The organism is Caulobacter sp. ErkDOM-E, assembly GCF_048541895.1.
In the GTDB taxonomy this organism is placed as follows: Bacteria; Pseudomonadota; Alphaproteobacteria; order Caulobacterales; family Caulobacteraceae; genus Caulobacter.
Genome location: NZ_CP183331.1, coordinates 3,304,265 through 3,320,809, shown reverse-complemented (window position 1 = coordinate 3,320,809; position 16,545 = coordinate 3,304,265). Strand labels below are relative to the sequence as shown.

At 67.0% G+C, this 16,545-nt stretch carries 19 protein-coding genes; 8 read left to right on the top strand and 11 right to left on the bottom strand.

All coding sequences use genetic code 11. From position 1 onward, the window contains the following. Positions 1 to 190: 190 nt before the first annotated feature. Both ACN2C7_RS16290 and ACN2C7_RS16285 read right to left on the bottom strand, forming a co-directional pair. Positions 191 to 1,624: a DEAD/DEAH box helicase gene (locus ACN2C7_RS16290; protein WP_419318270.1), complete on the bottom strand. Its 1,434-nt coding sequence runs from the start codon at positions 1,622 to 1,624 to the stop codon at positions 191 to 193. A gap of 272 nt (positions 1,625 to 1,896) precedes the next feature. Continuing rightward, positions 1,897 to 2,337, bottom strand: coding sequence for a nuclear transport factor 2 family protein (locus ACN2C7_RS16285; protein WP_419318268.1), 441 nt, complete (start codon positions 2,335 to 2,337; stop codon positions 1,897 to 1,899). Between the two features lie 99 nt (positions 2,338 to 2,436). Between ACN2C7_RS16285 and mutT the strand changes: the two genes are divergently transcribed. Together mutT and ACN2C7_RS16275 are read left to right on the top strand one after the other, a co-directional pair. Then, positions 2,437 to 2,841, top strand: coding sequence for an 8-oxo-dGTP diphosphatase MutT (mutT, locus tag ACN2C7_RS16280; protein ID WP_419318266.1), 405 nt, complete (start codon positions 2,437 to 2,439; stop codon positions 2,839 to 2,841). Further along, positions 2,820 to 3,005, top strand: a complete 186-nt coding sequence (locus tag ACN2C7_RS16275) for a Flp family type IVb pilin (protein ID WP_419252320.1) — start codon at positions 2,820 to 2,822, stop codon at positions 3,003 to 3,005. Before mutT ends, ACN2C7_RS16275 begins: the two co-directional genes overlap by 22 nt. Here ACN2C7_RS16275 and ACN2C7_RS16270 read toward each other — a convergent pair. After that, positions 3,002 to 3,913: a methyltransferase domain-containing protein gene (locus tag ACN2C7_RS16270; protein WP_419318264.1), complete on the bottom strand. Its 912-nt coding sequence runs from the start codon at positions 3,911 to 3,913 to the stop codon at positions 3,002 to 3,004. The genes ACN2C7_RS16275 and ACN2C7_RS16270 overlap by 4 nt on opposite strands. Here ACN2C7_RS16270 and ACN2C7_RS16265 point away from each other — a divergent pair. Genes ACN2C7_RS16265 through ACN2C7_RS16250 form a run of 4 tightly spaced genes read left to right on the top strand, consistent with a single transcriptional unit; the run spans position 3,912 to position 6,260 of the window. Next, the gene (locus tag ACN2C7_RS16265) at positions 3,912 to 4,694 is read left to right on the top strand and encodes a phosphoribosyltransferase family protein (RefSeq protein WP_419318262.1); all 783 of its coding nucleotides are present in this window, start codon (positions 3,912 to 3,914) and stop codon (positions 4,692 to 4,694) included. The two genes, ACN2C7_RS16270 and ACN2C7_RS16265, sit on opposite strands and share 2 nt — an antisense overlap. Before the next feature lie 27 nt (positions 4,695 to 4,721). Then, positions 4,722 to 4,976, top strand: a complete 255-nt coding sequence (grxC, locus tag ACN2C7_RS16260; protein WP_419318260.1) for a glutaredoxin 3 — start codon at positions 4,722 to 4,724, stop codon at positions 4,974 to 4,976. Then, positions 4,973 to 5,806, top strand: a complete 834-nt coding sequence (locus ACN2C7_RS16255; RefSeq protein WP_419318258.1) for a carbon-nitrogen hydrolase family protein — start codon at positions 4,973 to 4,975, stop codon at positions 5,804 to 5,806. The genes grxC and ACN2C7_RS16255 overlap by 4 nt, the downstream gene beginning before the upstream one ends. A gap of 19 nt (positions 5,807 to 5,825) precedes the next feature. Continuing rightward, entirely contained in the window at positions 5,826 to 6,260 is a 435-nt protein-coding gene (locus ACN2C7_RS16250; RefSeq protein ID WP_419318256.1) for a DUF1178 family protein, read from the top strand. Between the two features lie 165 nt (positions 6,261 to 6,425). Here ACN2C7_RS16250 and ACN2C7_RS16245 read toward each other — a convergent pair whose 3' ends face one another. From ACN2C7_RS16245 to ubiG, 8 genes are all read right to left on the bottom strand, one after another. Further along, complete coding sequence (locus ACN2C7_RS16245; RefSeq protein ID WP_419318254.1) at positions 6,426 to 7,004, bottom strand: SCO family protein; 579 nt, start codon at positions 7,002 to 7,004, stop codon at positions 6,426 to 6,428. Further along, positions 7,004 to 7,453 carry a copper chaperone PCu(A)C gene (locus ACN2C7_RS16240; RefSeq protein WP_419318252.1) on the bottom strand — a complete coding sequence of 150 codons (450 nt, stop codon included), beginning with the start codon at positions 7,451 to 7,453 and terminating at the stop codon, positions 7,004 to 7,006. Before ACN2C7_RS16240 ends, ACN2C7_RS16245 begins: the two co-directional genes overlap by 1 nt. Before the next feature lie 8 nt (positions 7,454 to 7,461). Beyond that, complete coding sequence (locus tag ACN2C7_RS16235) at positions 7,462 to 8,913, bottom strand: PepSY-associated TM helix domain-containing protein (protein WP_419318251.1); 1,452 nt, start codon at positions 8,911 to 8,913, stop codon at positions 7,462 to 7,464. 11 nt (positions 8,914 to 8,924) lie between these two features. Then, complete coding sequence (locus ACN2C7_RS16230; RefSeq protein ID WP_419318249.1) at positions 8,925 to 11,243, bottom strand: TonB-dependent receptor; 2,319 nt, start codon at positions 11,241 to 11,243, stop codon at positions 8,925 to 8,927. A gap of 61 nt (positions 11,244 to 11,304) precedes the next feature. Next, positions 11,305 to 11,703: a DUF2946 family protein gene (locus tag ACN2C7_RS16225; protein WP_419318247.1), complete on the bottom strand. Its 399-nt coding sequence runs from the start codon at positions 11,701 to 11,703 to the stop codon at positions 11,305 to 11,307. Between the two features lie 348 nt (positions 11,704 to 12,051). Beyond that, the gene (locus ACN2C7_RS16220) at positions 12,052 to 12,357 is read right to left on the bottom strand and encodes a glycine zipper 2TM domain-containing protein (protein ID WP_419318245.1); all 306 of its coding nucleotides are present in this window, start codon (positions 12,355 to 12,357) and stop codon (positions 12,052 to 12,054) included. A gap of 129 nt (positions 12,358 to 12,486) precedes the next feature. Next, positions 12,487 to 13,521: a glycine zipper 2TM domain-containing protein gene (locus ACN2C7_RS16215; protein ID WP_419318243.1), complete on the bottom strand. Its 1,035-nt coding sequence runs from the start codon at positions 13,519 to 13,521 to the stop codon at positions 12,487 to 12,489. A 115-nt stretch (positions 13,522 to 13,636) separates the two neighbouring features. Beyond that, a complete protein-coding gene (gene ubiG, locus ACN2C7_RS16210; protein ID WP_419318242.1) occupies positions 13,637 to 14,401 on the bottom strand; it encodes a bifunctional 2-polyprenyl-6-hydroxyphenol methylase/3-demethylubiquinol 3-O-methyltransferase UbiG in 765 nt (254 codons plus the stop codon). Positions 14,402 to 14,572: 171 nt separating this feature from the next. Here ubiG and ACN2C7_RS16205 point away from each other — a divergent pair, with 171 nt between their 5' ends. Then, entirely contained in the window at positions 14,573 to 15,820 is a 1,248-nt protein-coding gene (locus ACN2C7_RS16205) for an aspartate kinase (protein WP_419318240.1), read from the top strand. A 235-nt stretch (positions 15,821 to 16,055) separates the two neighbouring features. Next, positions 16,056 to 16,520 (top strand): hypothetical protein, encoded by a 465-nt coding sequence (locus ACN2C7_RS16200; RefSeq protein ID WP_419318238.1) that lies wholly within the window; start codon positions 16,056 to 16,058, stop codon positions 16,518 to 16,520. Positions 16,521 to 16,545: the final 25 nt, after the last annotated feature.

Here is a 16,545-nt window from a genome sequence, read left to right as displayed (position 1 = left end):
CGGTCCCAGCGGCAGGTGAACCCATCGCGGAGCCTGATTCAAGGCTTCTCTGGCCGGGAGCCGACCCCTGCGGGCGGCAAATGGCCTTGCGGACGAAAAAAACGGCCGCTTTCGCCCCTCGGGGTGAAAACGACCGTCGATTCAGTCACATGTCAGGGCGCGCCCCGGGGAGTAATACCCGTCTTGGGTATCAGTCGATCGGGTTCCAGCGCTTCTCGGCGGGCGCCGCGGCGCTGCTGCGCTTGGGGCCGCGATAGTCGCCGCCGGCCGGCTTGGCCGAGGCGTTCGAGGCGCCGCTGCGACCGCCGCCGCCGCCATTACGGCTCTGGCCTTGGCCCGGACTCTTGGCGGCGCCGTCGCCGCTGCGGGCCGGACGGTTGCGCTGACGACGCAGTTCGGCCGGGACATTGTTGCGCGGGTCGGCGCGGCGGGGATCGACATACTTTTCCGGGGGAGCCAGCTTGTCGGCGACAGCGGCGGCCGCGGCCAGGCTCTTGTCGTTGCGGCGATCGAAGGTCGGGATCGTCTGGCGGGTGGCCTTCTGGATGTCGCGCAGCAGGGTGCGTTCGTCATCGGCGCAGAAGCTGATGGCGATGCCGTCCTTGCCCTTGCGGGCGGTCCGGCCGATGCGGTGGACGTAGGATTCCGGCACGTTGGGCAGTTCGAAGTTGAACACGTGGCTGACGTCGTTGACGTCGATGCCGCGTGCGGCGATGTCGGTGGCGATCAGGGCCTTGACGTCACCGGCCTTGAAGGCGGCGAGGGCGCGTTCGCGCTGGCCTTGCGTCTTGTCGCCGTGGATGGCGGCGGCTTCGATGCCGCTGGCGACCAGATACTTGGCCACCCGGTCGGCGCCGCGCTTGGTGCGGGTGAAGACGATCGAACGTTCAACGGCCTTGTCGGCCAGCAGTTCGGCCAGCAGCGGGCGCTTGCGCTGGGCTTCGATGAAGATCAGCGACTGGTCGATGCGCTCGACGGTGGTGGCCGACGGGGTGATCGACACTTGGGCCGGGTTCTTCAGCAGCTCGCCGGCCAGCTTGCCGATCTCGGTGGGCATGGTGGCCGAGAAGAACAGGTTCTGGCGTTCCTTGGGCAGTTGCGAGGCGATCTTGCGGATCGGCACCACGAAGCCCAGGTCCAGCATCTGGTCGGCTTCGTCGAGCACGAAGATCTCGACGCCGTTCAGGTGAGCGGACTTTTCGCCCAGGTGGTCCATCAGGCGACCCGGGGTGGCCACGACCACGTCGACGCCGGCCGCCAGGGCCTTCATCTGCGGGCCATACTTCACGCCGCCGAAGATGGTGGCGACAGTCAGGCCCATGTGCTTGCCATAGTCACGGAAGCTGTCGGCGATCTGGGTCGCCAGTTCGCGGGTCGGCGACAGGACCAGGCAGCGGAAGCCGCGGCGCGGGGCCGGCTTCTTGTCTTCGGCCAGGCGGTGCAGGATCGGCAGGGCGAAGGCGGCGGTCTTGCCGGTGCCGGTCTGGGCGATACCCAGCAGGTCGCGACCGGTCATGACGGTGGGGATGGCCTGGGCCTGAATCGGGGTGGGGGTGGTGTAACCCTTGTCGGCCAGGGCCTTGAGGAGCGGCTTGGCCAGGCCAAGGTCAGTGAATTGAGTCAAGTTGGCTGTCTTTCAGACAATGCCGCATGACGGCGCGCGCGGTCCTCGCGCGGCTCGTCCATGAGACGGGTCGGTTGGGGAGCGCCCCGCGTGGCCCGGGCGGTCTTATGGACGTTTCATGGCGCTCGACAGGCTGATCCGAAAAACGGACCTTCACGCGACTGGAGCGCCGATAGCGCCTAAGGGCGCATGGCCTAGATCGTTTATTGCAGGTGCGAAGTCAAGGGGTGCGGGGACGCACCCCTTGCGCGGGGCCCTTTCCCGTGGGGATTTCAGGGCTTGGGCTTGGGTTTCGCGTCGACGATCTTGTTGACGATCTTCCAGCCCTCGGGCGTCCTCAGCAGCTGCATGTAGTCGGTCAGGACGGCGTTGGGATAGTCCAGGATGATCTTGGCGCTGGCGGCCGAGCCGGTGATGTCGATCGACTCGATCCAGCGCTTGCGCTGCGCTTCATCCCCGGCGGGCTTACCGCTGGCGCCAGCGATATAGTCATCGTCGCTGCGCTGCCCATAAGCACCGTCACGGACCCACTGAAGACGCGCCTCGTCGTGGAAGGCCTGACGGAATTCCTGGGCCTGGCCGGTGGCATGGCCGGCCAGATAGTGCTCCAGCGTCGCGCGAACGGCCGCTTCCTCCGGATGGGTCTGAGCCAGAACCGGGGCGGCAGCCAGCAGGCTTGCCCCTGCGGCGGCGGTCGCGATCAGTCGATACATACAGTCCTCTCCAGCGTCTCCGGTGAAGCTAGGAAGGCAATATGGCGACCATGCGACCAAGATCTTGCCAGCCCGCTTTCTCCGCGCCAAACCCCTCTGATGAGCAAGTCCACCGTCCTCGTCGCCGCCGCCGCCATGATCGATGTCGATGGCCGCGTGCTGATCTGTCAGCGGCCGAAAGGCAAGCAACTGGCCGGGCTGTGGGAGTTTCCGGGCGGCAAGGTCGAACCTGGCGAAACGCCCGAAGAGTGCCTGATCCGCGAGCTGCAAGAAGAGCTGGGGATCACGGTCGCTCAATCCTGCCTGGCGCCCTTTGTCTTCGCGTCGCACAGTTACGAGTCTTTTCACCTCCTGATGCCACTCTACTTGCTGCGCCGCTGGGAAGGCCTGGTTACGCGCAAGGAACATGAGGCGCTGGCATGGGTGAAGCCGGACAAACTGGCCGACTATCCGATGCCCCCGGCGGACATCCCGCTGGTGGCGTGGCTGCGCGATCTGCTCTGAAGCGCTTTGGCCGCAACCAGAGCGGCGCCACCGCGGTCGAGGTGGGTCTGCTGGTCGCCGGCCTGTGCATCGCCATCATCAGCGCCGTTTCCATGCTGAGCGGCGGCATCAAGACCAGCTTTGAAAAGACCTCCACCGCCATCGCCTCGACGCACGGCAGCTAGCCAGGCTTCTCGCCCGCCGACTGCTCCTGGACGCCCAGGGCGTCGGCCAGTCGCATCTTGGCCGAGCCGGGCCGCAAGGGCTTCTGCTGGCTTTCGTGCGGCGCCCAGCCGGTTACCGCCACGATCTCGAACGTCGCCGGCACGCGGCCGTCGGCCTCGGCGAAGCGCTCGACATAGATTTCCATCGCCCGCGCCAGCACCCGCCGGCCCATCGGCTTGCGCGAGCGGTCCAGCAGCACGCTGGTCTCGCCCATGCGCCGAAGATCGCGCAGCAGTTCGATCGGGTGGCCGTAGCGCACCTTGACCCGATCCACATCGGCCACCGGCAGGGCAAAGCCGGCCCGCTGCAGCAGACCCGCCGCGTCGATAGCGTCGGCGAAGGGCGAGACGCGGAACGAGGCGCCGCCGCTGACCTCGTCCTCGGCCTGCAGCAGGGCCTGGCGCAGCTCGGTCAGGGTGGCCCCGCCGAAGATCGCGCCGATGAACAGGCCGTCGGGCCGCAGCGCCCGGCGGATCTGGATCAGGGCCCCGACCAGGTCATTGGTCCAGTGCAGCGACAGGGTCGAGACCGCCAGATCGAGCGTCGCGTCGCCAAACGGCAGGCGCTCCTCGTCGGCCACCACGCTCAGGCCATCACCAGCCCCCAGCATGCGCGCCGACAGATCGGTCTGGAACAGCACGTCGATATTGGCCGCGGCGTCGCTGGCGGCCAGGGCCTGCGAGAAAGCGCCGTTTCGCGCTCCGAGATCGACGGCGACCGGAAAGCGTCGCAGGATCGTCTCCAGCCGCATGACGACATCCTCTGCCGTCCGGCGCTTGAGGAAGTCTGCCGACGCATAGTCAGGCGCGGCGCGGTCGAGGCGGACCTTGAGAAGGTCGCGGTCGAAGAGGAGGGGCGAGGCGGTCATGCGGGCGGAACATGGCGATTTCGAACCGATATGGAAAGCGGGGCCGCGTCTGAGAGGTCTTGGAAGGGGCCTGCTCGACCTTCTTCTGCCGCTCAGGACCTTTGACGGCGGCCCGGCCCAGACCCGCGGCCTGTCCGCCGAAAGCTGGAGCCGCGTCACCTTTCTGGACGATCCGGTCTGCGACGGCTGTGGTCTGGCCCTGCCGTTCGACAGCGGCGCAGTCGAGCATTGTCCGGCCTGCCAGGCTCGCCCGAGGGCCTTTGGCCGGGCTCGCGCGGCCTGCGTCTATGACGAACATTCCCGCGACCTGATCCTGAAACTCAAGCACGCCGACCGCACCGACCTGTCGGGCCTGATGGCCCGCTGGCTGTCGCGCGCCGCTGCGCCGTTGCTGGAAAACGCCGACGCCATCGCCCCGGTGCCGATGCACCCGGGACGCCTGCTGCGCCGCCGCTACAATCAGGCCGCCGAGATCGCCCGGCCGCTGGCCCGCGCCAGCGGCGTGGCCTATCTGGCCGACGCCCTGATCCGCCAGCGCGACACGGTCAGCCAGGGCGGCAAGTCGGCCTCGGGTCGCCGCCGCAACGTCGCGGCCGCCTTCATCGTCCCCGAGTCGCGCCGGCATCGGGTGATCGGGCGCAGGATCTTGCTGGTCGATGATGTTCTGACCACCGGCGCCACGGCCGAGGGCTGCGCGCGGGCTCTGAAGGCGGCGGGCGCGGCCGAAGTGACCCTGGCTGTCGTGGCGCGCGTTACAGAAATGCAAGCGCGTCCTATATGAGGACGACAAGGAGAGACTCGTTATCCCATGGCCAAAGTCACCATCTACACCCGCCCGTTCTGCGGCTACTGCGCCCGCGCCCTCAAGGTCCTGGGTGAAAAGGGCGCCGACTTCACGGAAATCGAAGCCGGCATGGACCCCAAGCTGCGCCAGGAAATGATGGACCGCTCGGGTCGCACCACCTTCCCGCAGATCTTCGTGGGCCAGCAGCACATCGGCGGCTGCGACGACATGATGGCCCTGGACCGCGAGGGCAAGCTGGACGCGATCCTCGCCGCATGAGCTCCGAGGGCGCCTTGAGGGTCGGCCTGATCCAGACGCGGACCCCCGCCACCCACGCGGCGGCGCTGGCCCATGTCGCGCCGCTTGTGCGCGAGGCCGCCGCCCAGGGCGCCCGGTTCATCCTGACGCCCGAAGGCACCAACGTCCTGCAGAAGGACCGCGCCCGCCTGCTGCCCGCCCTGCAGAGCCTGGAGGACGACATCGTCGTGCGCGGCCTTCGCGATCTGGCCGTCGAGCTGGGCGTCTGGATCGACATCGGCTCGGCCCTGGTGCTGCGCGAGGATGGCAAGGCCGCCAACCGGCAGGCGGTCATCGATCCGACCGGCGCGATCGTCGCCACCTACGACAAGCTGCACATGTTCGACGTCGACCTCCCCACCGGCGAGACGGCGCGGGAATCGGCGACCTATGAGCCGGGCGAACGGGCCGTGGTGGTTGACACCCCGCTGGGCGTCTTCGGCCTGACCATCTGCTACGACATGCGCTTTCCGGCCCTGCACCGGGCCCTGGCCCTGAAGGGCGCGACGATCCTGACCGTCCCGGCCGCCTTCACCCGGCCCACGGGCCAGGCGCACTGGGAGATCCTGCTGCGGGCCCGGGCCATCGAGACCGGCTCGTTCGTGCTGGCCGCCGCCCAGGGCGGTTTCCACGAGGACGGGCGCGGCACCTGGGGGCGCACCATCGCCATCGGTCCATGGGGTGAGGTCATCGGCGTGCTTGACCATGACGAGCCCGGGGTGCTTGTGGCCGATCTCGACCTGGACGCCGCGACCAAGGCGCGCGCGGCCATCCCCGCTCTCAAGAACGCCCGCGCCTTTACCGGTCCCTGACCATCCCCATCTTCAGATCATGATCAAGTACGCGCTCCATTGTGATCAGGCCCACGCGTTCGAGGGCTGGTTTGGCTCGTCGTCCGACTATGACGACCAGAGCGCGCGCGGCCTCGTCGACTGTCCGCTGTGCGGGTCCAAGGGCGTGTCCAAGCAGATCATGTCGCCCGCCATCGCCGGCACCAAGGCCCAGAGCGCCGCGCCGGCCGTCGATGCGAAGATGCGCGAAATGATGATGACGGCCATGGGCGAGGTTCGCCGGCACGTCGAGGATAACTTCGACAATGTCGGCGACGCCTTCGCCAAGGAGGCCCGCGACATCCACGAGGGCAAGTCCGAGGAGCGCGGCATCTACGGCCAGGCCACGCCGGCCGAGGCCAAGGCCCTGATCGAGGACGGCATCAAGGTCGCCCCCCTGCCGCCGCCGCCGCCGAAGAAGACGGACGTGAACTGAGGGGCGTGCAGGCGCTCTGTGGGAGGGGCTGCGTGGGGTAGGAATGCGAACTTCACGCTGAGCAGACTAAAAGGCGACGGATGCGCCATTGGCTGACATTGGGATCGCTCCAGGTTCCGGACGTTCAGAACCTACCCACGGCGTCGGATACAGGCTAATGCCGATCTAGCCCAGCACGGCTTTCAATTGGCTCAGGGCCTGAGCCGGCGAACTGCCATAGCCGATGGGCGCCACGAACTCGCCGCGCCTATCGAACAGATAGACGGCCGTGGAGTGATCGACCGTGTATTCGCCGCCCTCCAGCGGGACCTTGCTGTAGTAGATGCGATAGGCCTTGGCCGTGGCGGCGATCGCCTCGGGCGACCCTGTCAGCCCCCGTATGCGCGGATCAAAGTTCGACAGGTATTGCTTGAGTTGGGGGGCCGTATCGCGCTCGGGATCGACCGTGATGAAAATGACGTTCAAGCCGTCAGCCTTGGGACCCAGCTTTTCCAGCCACTGGCCAATGTCGGTCAGCGTCGTCGGGCATATCTCCGGACAATAGGTAAAGCCGAAATAGATCAGGGTTGGCTTGCCCAGAAGGTCCCGATCGGTGACGGCCTTGCCGTTCACGTCTGTCAGGGCGAAAGGACCACCGATCCTGAAGAGGGGCTTGCCCTTGCGGCTCCCCACATACAGCAGGCCGCCCGTCGCCGCGCCGAGCGCGGCGGCGAGGCCGCCCAGTACGATGGTCCTGCGTCGCATCAGTGCGCACCAGCGGGTGGCGGCGCCTTGATCGGCAGGGTCACAGTGACCTGGCCCGCCTTCTCGAAGCGCAGGGTCAGCGGCAAAGCGCTGCCTGCCTTCAGCGGGCCATCCAGGCCGATAAGCATGATGTGGTAGCCACCCGGTTTCAGGGCGACCGTCCCGCCGGCCGGGAGCGCCAGGCCGTCCTTCAACGGACGCATACGCATGACGCCGCCGGTTACGGACATCTCGTGAACCTCGACGCGCTTGACCCCCGGGGCCGAGCCGCCCAGCAGACGATCTGGCGACTTGCCGGTATTGGTCAGGTTGAAATAGGCAGCGCCTGCCTGCGCTCCAGGTGGCGTGGCGCGGACCCAGCCCGCTTGGATACGCGGGGGCGAGACGGCGGCAAGGGCCGAGGTGGCGACCACGCAGGCGGCGGTCACGAGCAAAGCAGCGTTCTTCATGGAAAACCTCATGGTTGATCAGGCTTCAAATTGATTTGGCGCAGGCCCAGCCATTGGCGCACGCCAGGGATGTGACGCAGAGCAAGATGCTCGATCAGGGCAATGGCAATCATCGATAGGCCCAGCACGGGCAGCAGGATGCCGAACAGGACAATCAGAATGCCGACACCCATGGCGATGCGGCCTTCTGGTAAGGCCGGCGGCGCGCCCAGCTGACCGTCGGGTCGTCGACGCCACCATATGACGAGGCCGCTGATGCTGAGGGTGATGAGGCCCAGGGCCGCCAGAACGCCCAGAAGCTGGTTCACCCATCCAAACAACTGGCCTTCATGAGCGGCGATGCCATAGCCGATCACCTTGTCGATCGGATGACGACTGGCGAAAGTCTCAGTACGGATCACCTCGGCGGCGCCGGGATCGAGCGTCAGCGTTACCCGTTGGGGCCGGTTGGGCGTGTCCGACCGAGCGGTCCAGTCGGGCGAGGCGTTGCGGCCTTTCTTGCTGGACGGCGGCGCGATCAACACGGGGGGCGGCAGGTCCATGGCCTGAACTGTCGCGACCATGCGATCGAGAGCTGGAGTCGCCTCCATCGACATCGCAGAGATGTGCATGCTCGACATATCCATACCGGCCATGTCCATGCCAGCCATGTGCCCCTCGTGTTCCGAGGCGGCGGGCGCATCCAACGCCTTGCGCTCGGCCTTTTCACCCGTGCGTCCGTTGGACCAGTCCTGCTTGGCCACGGCCGTGCCGGTCAGCTTGCGGACCTCCTTGAAGCTGTCGCCCCAGACCTTGGCCCAGGGCAGGCCCGTCAGCAGCAGGAACAACACCAAGCTGGAAATCCACATGCCGGTCACCGCGTGGATGTCACGCCAGAAGAGCTTGGAGCCGCGCCCCAGGCGCGGATACAGCACCCCGCCAAGGCCCTGGGCCTGACGCGGCCACCAGAGATAGAGGCCGGTGACCACCATGACGATGGCCCAGCAGGCGGCCAGCTCGACCAGGATCGAGCCATTGTCGCCCATCAGGAGTTCACCATGGATGGTCTTGTCGATGTCCATCAGGCGATCGCTCTCGTTGATCACCTTCAGGATCTGCAGCGTCTCGGGGTGGACGTAGACGAGGATGTTCTCGCCCTTCTTGCCCACCACGACCCGGGCGGCGTCATCGGCTTGCCCCCGCACCTCGTAGGTGCGCAGGCCTGAGCCCGGCACCGCCTTGAGGGCCGCATCGACCTGGGCCTGAGCGCTGACGGGCTTGCCCGTCAGCGTAAGGTGGTCATAGGGCCGATCCAGCCAGGCCTCGACCTGGGGCTTGAACAGATAGATCGAGCCGGTGATCGCCAGGATGACAATGAACGGCGCGCAGAACAGCCCGGCATAGAAGTGCCAGCGCCAGATCGCGCGATAGTCGAAGATCGTCCGTCGGGCCTTGGTCAGGGCCGGGCTGGAAGCGGTCATGGATCAGGCTCCTACCACTTGGTCTTGACGTCGAAGACGAAGGTCTGCTGCGGCAGCGGGTGCGAGACGTAGGCCTGGTCGTTGAACAGGTTGTCGATCCCGACGCTGACCTGGGCCTTCTCCGTGACGTTCCACGACACCCGGCCGTCGACCGTGTAGTACTCGGTCTGGAAGCCGTAGGCGCCGCCGCGCACCAGGCCGAACAGGTCGGAATTGGGCCGTGAGGCGTAGCGCCAGCCCAGCGAAGCCTTGACGCTGTCGCTGATCCGATAGCGGACATTGCCGCTGGACCGCCAGTCGGGAATGCGCGGGAACTTCACGCCCTCGGCGGCGGTGTTGGCGCTGTTCTTGATCGTCTTGGCGTCGATGCGGGTGACATTGGCGTCGATGTCCAGACCGGGGATCAGGACATCGCTGGCCTCAAGGATCAGCTCCAGGCCGTACTGGCGCACCTTGTCGACGTTCTTGTAGGACGAGACCACGGTTCCGTACTGGTTGAGGCCGCTGAAGCTGAAGATCGCGTCCTCGATATCCTGGTAGAACAGGCTGGTGGTCGAGCGGACCTTGCCGAAGGTGCGCCGCAGGATGAGGTTGGCGTCCTTCGACTTCTCGGCCTTCAGATTGGGATCATAGCTGGTGGGGTCGATCTCGCGGGTAATGTCGTCAAACCGCCCCTGATAGAGCTCGCCCACGGTGGGGACGCGCTCGGCCGTTCCCAGGCTGACCTGCAGCTCGAAGTTGCCGGGGATGCGGCCCTGCAGCGACAGCTTCGGGCTGACCGACGTCTCCTCGCGCTCGGGATAGGCGCTGTCGGCGCGGGCGCCGCTGACGCGTTTGCCAATACCGCCGTCAAAGGCGCGCCAGCTGTCGAAGCGCAGGCCGCCGGTCAGGACGAAGTTGCCGTCCACATCATAGGCGTCCTCGGCCCAGACGCCCCAAAGGCTGGTCTTGCCATAGGTCGAGGTCGAATAGACCGGCGTGGTCGCCGTGTGCCAGTTGGTGGTCGTATAGGTGTCGGTTCCGGCCTCGTAGAGGTTGGCGTTCAGGCCAAAGCCCAGCTCGTGCCTGCCGAAGGCGCGATCAAAACTGGCGTCGCCCGTCCACCAGCCCGGCTTGGTCTGACGGCTCTGGGTGCCGGCGCCGTTGTTCGCGCCCGTGGCGTAGTCGTTGGAGGTGCGCGAATCCTGGTCCGGGATCCAGTAGCGCGACAGGTTGAACGACGCGTCCCAACCCGCCAGAGGCCCGGCCAACTTCAGGCCCGCCAGATACTCGATCCGGTCGGTTTCAGAGAAGGTCAGGCCGGTGGCGTTCCAGGTCTTGCCGCCATAGCTGACCTTGCCCTGATAGACCGGCTTGCCCGACGCATCGACCAGCCAGCTGCGCGGATTGGTCAGGTCCTGATTGGTCTTCCAGGCAAAGCCCAGGGCCTGGATGTCCCAGCCATTGCTGGCCGCATAGCCGACCCGCAGACGCAGCTGGTCCTGGATCACATGCACCGGCGAGGCCCCGCCGAACACCGGCGTGGCCAGGCGGCCGTCATTGTAGGCCCCGGTCACCGCCGTGCCCGTCCCGGTCGTCGCCGACAACAGGCTGTAGCTCATCGACTGGCCGGTGTTCTCGAAATGCCGGAAGCCGCCGCGGACGCTCCAGGGACCGTCCTCCTGCTTGTAGGAGATCCCGCCCTCGGCGCTGTAGCCCTTGAAGGTCTGGTCGTAGCCGTATTCCCTGAACGGCATGATCATGGTCTGGGCGTTGGCATAGACCTCGCGGCCAGGCTCGGGCTCGCGGGTGGTGACCGAGATCACTCCGCCCATCGAATTGCCGCCGTAACGGGCCGAATAGGGGCCATAGACGATGTCGAACTGGCGCACCTCGGCGGGGCCGACAACGTTCCACTTGGGCGGATAGTCGTAACGGTTGCCCAGGAAGTTGGAGACCACGAAGCCGTCGACCAGCACGATGGTGCGGGCGCTCTGGACGGTGTTGGTGCCGCGTAGGGCGACCACGGCGTTGTCGTCGCCTGCGAAGCGTTTGCGTACGAAGAAGTCGGGCGCGTACTTCATCAGGTCTTCGACATTGACCGCGTTAATCGCCTCGAACTCGGTTTGACCGAGGGACACGGCCAGACCGCGCGGCACGACGGTGACAGGCTTGTCGCCGCGTCCAACGACCAGGACCTGATCGACTTCGGATGGCTTGGTATCGGTAGGATCGACCGCCCCGGCGACGCGGTCTTCGGCCAGGGCGAGAGCGGGCAGAACGGCGGGGCTGACCGCGAGGGCGGCCAGCAGGGCGCGCGCCGAAACGGCGCGGCAAAGCGTGGAGGACATGAAAATTCCAATCGTCGAACGTCAAGGAGCCGGCGCGCGAAGCGGCCGGCGGCGATGGGTGTCAGACGATGGCGGGTGGTCCGGTCTTGAAGGGCGGCGGAGCGGCCAGGCCCAGGCCGGGTCGCTGATGGGCGAGCGGCAGATCAATCTGTGAAACGGCAGCGAAGGCTTCGGCGTGGACCAGCGTCAGGGCGGGAACTGGCAATGGCGTGACGGCGCCGGCGAAGACGCAGCCATGATCTGGATTGACCTTGCCGTCAGCCGGCTCGGGCGTGCTTTCGCTGTTCTGGACAACAGCGCCGCCATCGACCGAAACGGTCTTGGCGCCCTGGGCCGTACAGATGACGATGGCGGGCAAGCCGGCCTGCCCTTGGGTCGGGGCGACCATGTAACCCGCCGGGATCAGGACCCGCACGGCGATGGCGCAGACGGCCAGCAGCAAGCCAACGCGCGCCGGCATCCGAGTCAATCGTGACCACCCCAGTCTCATGGGCGCTCGCCTACGCCCAATGCTGAGGCCTGTCCAGACGTCGCTAAGGCGTCTCTGGACGGCAGCTGGCCTTTTCGCCGCGCTCGGTCAGTGAGCGTCCATAGGCGGCGGGGCATCGTCCCATGCCTGCGTTGGCGACAGAGATCTTCGCGCGGAAGCGGACCTTCCCGCTTACCGAGAAGCGTCATGCTAGGTCGATCAGTGAGACTAGCCCCAAGGTCCGACTGGGCGCGAGACCTGACGCCTCGCTCAGCTCAAGCCCCAAACGCAAAACGCCCCGGCTTTCACCGGGGCGTTCTGGTCGACGGTCGCTAGAACCTAGCGGCGATAGCGGTACTCGTAGTGGCACTTCTTCTTCTTGGCGATCTGGTTGCCGGCGACGGCGCCGACCACGCCGCCGAGGATCGCGCCTTCGGTCTTGGCGCCATTGCCGGCGACAGCGGCGCCGAGCGTGCCGCCCGTCAGGCCGCCGATCACAGTGCCCTTGCCGCCCTTGGTCTTGGTGCAGACCTTCACGCGATAGCGTTCGCCGCGCTGTTGGGCTTCAGCCGCCGTGACGGCCACGGTTGAGGCCGTGAAGGCCAGAGAAAGAGCGATAACGATAGCTTTGGTTTGCGCGCGCATGGCGGGCTCCGATTGGTCTTGTGGTGTCCCTGACCGTCATAACGTCCCAGACGCATGTCGGTTCTATGGCGACGGTCGGGTTTTCGACGCGGGTCGGCGACGAGGGCCAGGCCCCCGTCGCCTTGCGGCCTAGCCTTCGACGCGGAAGCGGCCTTCGGCGTCGGGGCAGACGCGGATGTAACGCGTCTCGGTGCGGCCGTTGTATTCCGCCGGCGCGGGGGCCAGACGGCAGCGTTCGTCGCTGCGGCTGTTGTAGTTACCGCCGTTATAGACCGCCTCGCGGTAGGGGACCGTCTCGTCATAAGTCCAGTAGTTGCCGCGGGTGTCGCACTTGGACTTGGCCGAGGCGTTGCCGATGGCGGCGCCGATGCCGGCCCCGACCAGGGCGCCCAGGACGGTGCCTTCCGGCTTGGCGTTGCGGGCGGCGGCGTTGGAGCCGAGCACGCCGCCGGCCAGGGCGCCGATCACGCCGCCGACGGTGGCGTTGCGCTTGGCGTCCTGACGGCAGGGCTCGTTATACGAGGTGTTGGTCCCGTACTGGCCGCCGGCGTAGGGCGCGCTGTAACGCGTTGCATACTCCGGATTGCGACGATCATAGGCGCCGCCGCCGTAGCGACGGTCATAGTCGGCGCGGGCCCGGTCATAGTCGGCGCGGTCGCGTTCCCACTGGGCGCGCTGGGCGTCGTAGGGGCTGTTATCGGCATAGCCGGCGCCGCTCATGTTGAAGCGCGCGGCGATCTTCGGGTGGCGACGATCATAGCGGCCCGCGCCATAGCGGCGGTCATAGGCGCGGCGGTCGCGCTCATAGAGGTCGCGGTCGCGCTGGAACGCGGCCTGTTCGGCGTAATAGGCGCTGCTGGTCTGATAGTTCGCCGAGCCATAGCGGGTCGCATATTGCGGATAGCGACGGTCATAGGCGCCGGCGCCATAGCGGCGATCATAGTTCAGGCGCGAGCGCTCATAGGCGGCGCGGTCCTTTTCGTAGGCGCGCTGCTTGGCGTCGTAATCGGCGATCTGGGTGCGGTAGTCGGCGCGCTGGTCCTGATAGGTGTTCAGGCGCTGCTGATAGGCGGCCTGGGCGCTGGCGGTCTGGGCCAGGGCCGGGGCGGCCGCGCCGAAGGCGACCGTGGTGGCCATCAGTGCGGCGATGTATTTCGATGTCATGGTGGTGCTCTCCGTTCGGTCGAACGGATCAACGGCCATCCCCCGATGGGGTCGCCAATCCTTCACAGTGTCCCTGTGCCAAGGGAAAGCCCGGCGAAGGTGAAGGTTCCCGGTCTCAGTCCCGGGTCACCGTCATCATGTAGTTGATGTCGCTGTCGCTGGACCGGCTCCAGCGGCCGGTCAGCGGGTTGTAGGTCACGCCGAACGGGCCCTGCATCTGCACCGGCTCGCCGGCCAGGAAGGCGCGCAGTTCGTCCGGCTTCAGGAACTGCTTCCAGTCGTGAGTGCCGGCGGGCACCCAGCGCAGCACATATTCGGCGCCGATCTTGGCCAGGGCCAGGGCTTTCAGTGTGCGGTTCAGGGTCGCCACGATCATCAGGCCGCCGGGCTTGAGCAGTTGCGAGCAGGTGCGCAGGAACGCGCCCGGGTCGGCGACGTGCTCGATCACCTCCATGGTCAGCACCACGTCAAACGGCCCGGCGCCCTCGGCCAGCAGTTGCTCGGCCGTGGCGGGACGATAGCCGATCTCCAGTCCCTGTTCGGCGGCGTGGGTGGCGGCGGTCTTGATGTTCTTTTCCGAGGCGTCGATGGCCGTGACCGCAAAGCCCAGCCGCGCCATCGGCTCGCTGAGCAGTCCGCCGCCGCAGCCGATGTCCAGCAGGCTCAGGCCCTCGAACGGCGCGCGGCCATTGGGATCGCGGTCGAACCGCGCCACGGCCTGCTCGCGGATGAAGGCCAGCCGGCAGGGGTTGAACACGTGCAGCGGCGCGAACTTGCCCTTGGGGTCCCACCATTCGGCCGCGATGGCCGAGAACCGCGCCACGTCGGCGGGGTCGATGGACCAGGAGGGGGGAGCGTCGGGCGAAGCGGCTTGGGTCATGTCGCCTGTCTATCACGCCGGCCGCCGTGCGACATCGTCGGCGAAAAAAGACAGGCCCGCGACATTGCCGTTGCGCCGTTGCGCCGCTAGAAGGCCGGGGCTTGCGCGGCGGGGAGCAATCTCACCGCGTGGGCGCAAGAAAAAACCGCTATCGCTTGAGGGTTTGAAGACGTGTCTCGTCTGGTGATGAAGTTCGGCGGCACCTCGGTGGCCGACCTGGAGCGCATCCGGCGGGTGGGCCGTCTGGTCGCCGCCGAGGTCGCGACCGGCAAGCAGGTGGCGGTGGTGGTCTCGGCCATGTCGGGCAAGACCAATGAGCTGGTCGCCTGGACCGACGGCGCCGGCCGCGCCGCACCCGGCCTTCCCGAGTCGGACGACGAATACGACGCCATCGTCGCCTCGGGCGAGCAGGTCACGGCCGGCCTGCTGGCCATGACCCTGCGCAATATGGGGCTGGACGCGCGCTCGTTCCTGGGCTGGCAGGTGCCGATCCTGACCGACACCGCCCACGGCCGCGCCCGCATCGAAGACATTCCGCCGGCCAATCTGGAGGCCTGTTTCGCGGCCGGCCAGATCGCCGTGATCGCCGGCTTCCAGGGCGTCACCAGCGACGGCCGCATCACCACCTTGGGCCGGGGCGGCTCGGACACCAGCGCCGTGGCCATCGCCGCCGCCATCAAGGGCGCCTGCGACATCTATACCGACGTCGACGGCGTCTACACGACCGATCCTCGCATCGAGAGAAAGGCCCGCAAGCTGGCCAAGATCTCCTACGAGGAAATGCTGGAAATGGCCTCGCTGGGGGCCAAGGTTTTGCAGACCCGCTCGGTCGAGATGGCCATGGCCCATCGCGTCCCGGTGCGGGTGCTGTCGAGTTTCGTCGAGCCGGGGGAAGCTCCGGGCCAAGGTACGATCGTCTGCGACGAGGAAGAAATCATGGAAAAGCGCATCGTCTCGGGCGTCGCCTATAGCCGCGACGAAGCCAAGATCACCCTGCTGGGCCTGCCCGATCATCCGGGCGTCTCCTCGCAGATCTTCGGCCGCCTCGCCGACGCCAATGTGAACGTCGACATGATCGTGCAGTCGCGCGCCCGCAGCGCCGACACCGCCAACATGGAGTTCACGGTCGGCAAGCGCGACGCCCAGCGCGCCGTCGAGATCGTCACCGCCGCCCAGAAAGAGATCGGCTTCGAGGCCGTCGCCGTCGACGAGGATGTCTCGAAGGTCTCGGTGATCGGGGTCGGCATGCGCAGCCACGCCGGCGTCGCTCAGTCGATGTTCCAGGCCCTGGCCGAGAAGAACATCAACATCCAGGTCATCTCGACCTCGGAGATCAAGATCAGCGTCCTGATCGACGCGGCCTATACCGAACTGGCCGTGCGGGCCCTGCACGCGGTTTACGGGCTGGACCAGCTGTAGGACGGCCGGCGCCGCACGCCCCCTCCGTCACGCTGCGTATTCGCAGCGCGCCACCTCCCCCGCAAGCGGGGCAGGAGGGTGAGGCAGTGCTTCTCCTGCCCCGTAGCGAAGCGTGCGGGGGAGGTGGCGCGGCGCGAAGCGACGTGACGGAGGGGGCGTTCGGCGTTGGACGCTTCGGGCGCCAAACGTCATCGAGTCACGCTAACACTCGGTCAGCCCGACCAAGAGATTTCTTATGTCCGACGTCTTCAAGTTCGATCCCGCCGCCAAGACCGTCACCTTCGAGGGCGATGAGGGGCTGGAGCTCCTGTACGACCTGCTGCTGCGCGCCAAGTTCGGCGACGGCTATGAGAAGCCGCTGCTGGTCAGCCCGTGGCTGGCGGCGCTGCTCAAGCGGCTCGACCAGGCCCTGCCTGACGACGGTCAGTGGTTCCCCGAAAAGCCCGGCCAGCCGATCTTCGACACCGACGACCTGCTGGCCATGGGCGACGCGGTGATCGAGGAAGGCCACACCGTCGGCTGGTGGTCGATGACCCAGCCGGAAAAGCGCGTCTATCTGCGCGAGACCGTCGCCGCCCCGCACCCGCTGACCGACCTTGAGGTCGAGTTCATCGAGGCAGATATCGACGCGGCCCTCGAACAGGCCCGCCGCCTGGTCCAGGACGCCGGCGAGCCGCTGGCCATGCCGGGGCACGGGTAATTCCCCTCTAGCCGGGTTATTGGGA

Coding starts and splice junctions, on each gene's coding strand:
- ACN2C7_RS16285 (WP_419318268.1), bottom strand. CDS start 2,337: ATGTATCGACTGATCGCGACCGCCGCCGCAGGGGCAAGCCTGCTGGCT.
- mutT (WP_419318266.1), top strand. CDS start 2,437: ATGAGCAAGTCCACCGTCCTCGTCGCCGCCGCCGCCATGATCGATGTC.
- ACN2C7_RS16265 (WP_419318262.1), top strand. CDS start 3,912: ATGCGGGCGGAACATGGCGATTTCGAACCGATATGGAAAGCGGGGCCG.
- ACN2C7_RS16270 (WP_419318264.1), bottom strand. CDS start 3,913: ATGACCGCCTCGCCCCTCCTCTTCGACCGCGACCTTCTCAAGGTCCGC.
- grxC (WP_419318260.1), top strand. CDS start 4,722: ATGGCCAAAGTCACCATCTACACCCGCCCGTTCTGCGGCTACTGCGCC.
- ACN2C7_RS16255 (WP_419318258.1), top strand. CDS start 4,973: ATGAGCTCCGAGGGCGCCTTGAGGGTCGGCCTGATCCAGACGCGGACC.
- ACN2C7_RS16250 (WP_419318256.1), top strand. CDS start 5,826: ATGATCAAGTACGCGCTCCATTGTGATCAGGCCCACGCGTTCGAGGGC.
- ACN2C7_RS16245 (WP_419318254.1), bottom strand. CDS start 7,004: ATGCGACGCAGGACCATCGTACTGGGCGGCCTCGCCGCCGCGCTCGGC.
- ACN2C7_RS16240 (WP_419318252.1), bottom strand. CDS start 7,453: ATGAAGAACGCTGCTTTGCTCGTGACCGCCGCCTGCGTGGTCGCCACC.
- ACN2C7_RS16235 (WP_419318251.1), bottom strand. CDS start 8,913: ATGACCGCTTCCAGCCCGGCCCTGACCAAGGCCCGACGGACGATCTTC.
- ACN2C7_RS16230 (WP_419318249.1), bottom strand. CDS start 11,243: ATGTCCTCCACGCTTTGCCGCGCCGTTTCGGCGCGCGCCCTGCTGGCC.
- ACN2C7_RS16225 (WP_419318247.1), bottom strand. CDS start 11,703: ATGCCGGCGCGCGTTGGCTTGCTGCTGGCCGTCTGCGCCATCGCCGTG.
- ACN2C7_RS16220 (WP_419318245.1), bottom strand. CDS start 12,357: ATGCGCGCGCAAACCAAAGCTATCGTTATCGCTCTTTCTCTGGCCTTC.
- ACN2C7_RS16215 (WP_419318243.1), bottom strand. CDS start 13,521: ATGACATCGAAATACATCGCCGCACTGATGGCCACCACGGTCGCCTTC.
- ubiG (WP_419318242.1), bottom strand. CDS start 14,401: ATGACCCAAGCCGCTTCGCCCGACGCTCCCCCCTCCTGGTCCATCGAC.
- ACN2C7_RS16200 (WP_419318238.1), top strand. CDS start 16,056: ATGTCCGACGTCTTCAAGTTCGATCCCGCCGCCAAGACCGTCACCTTC.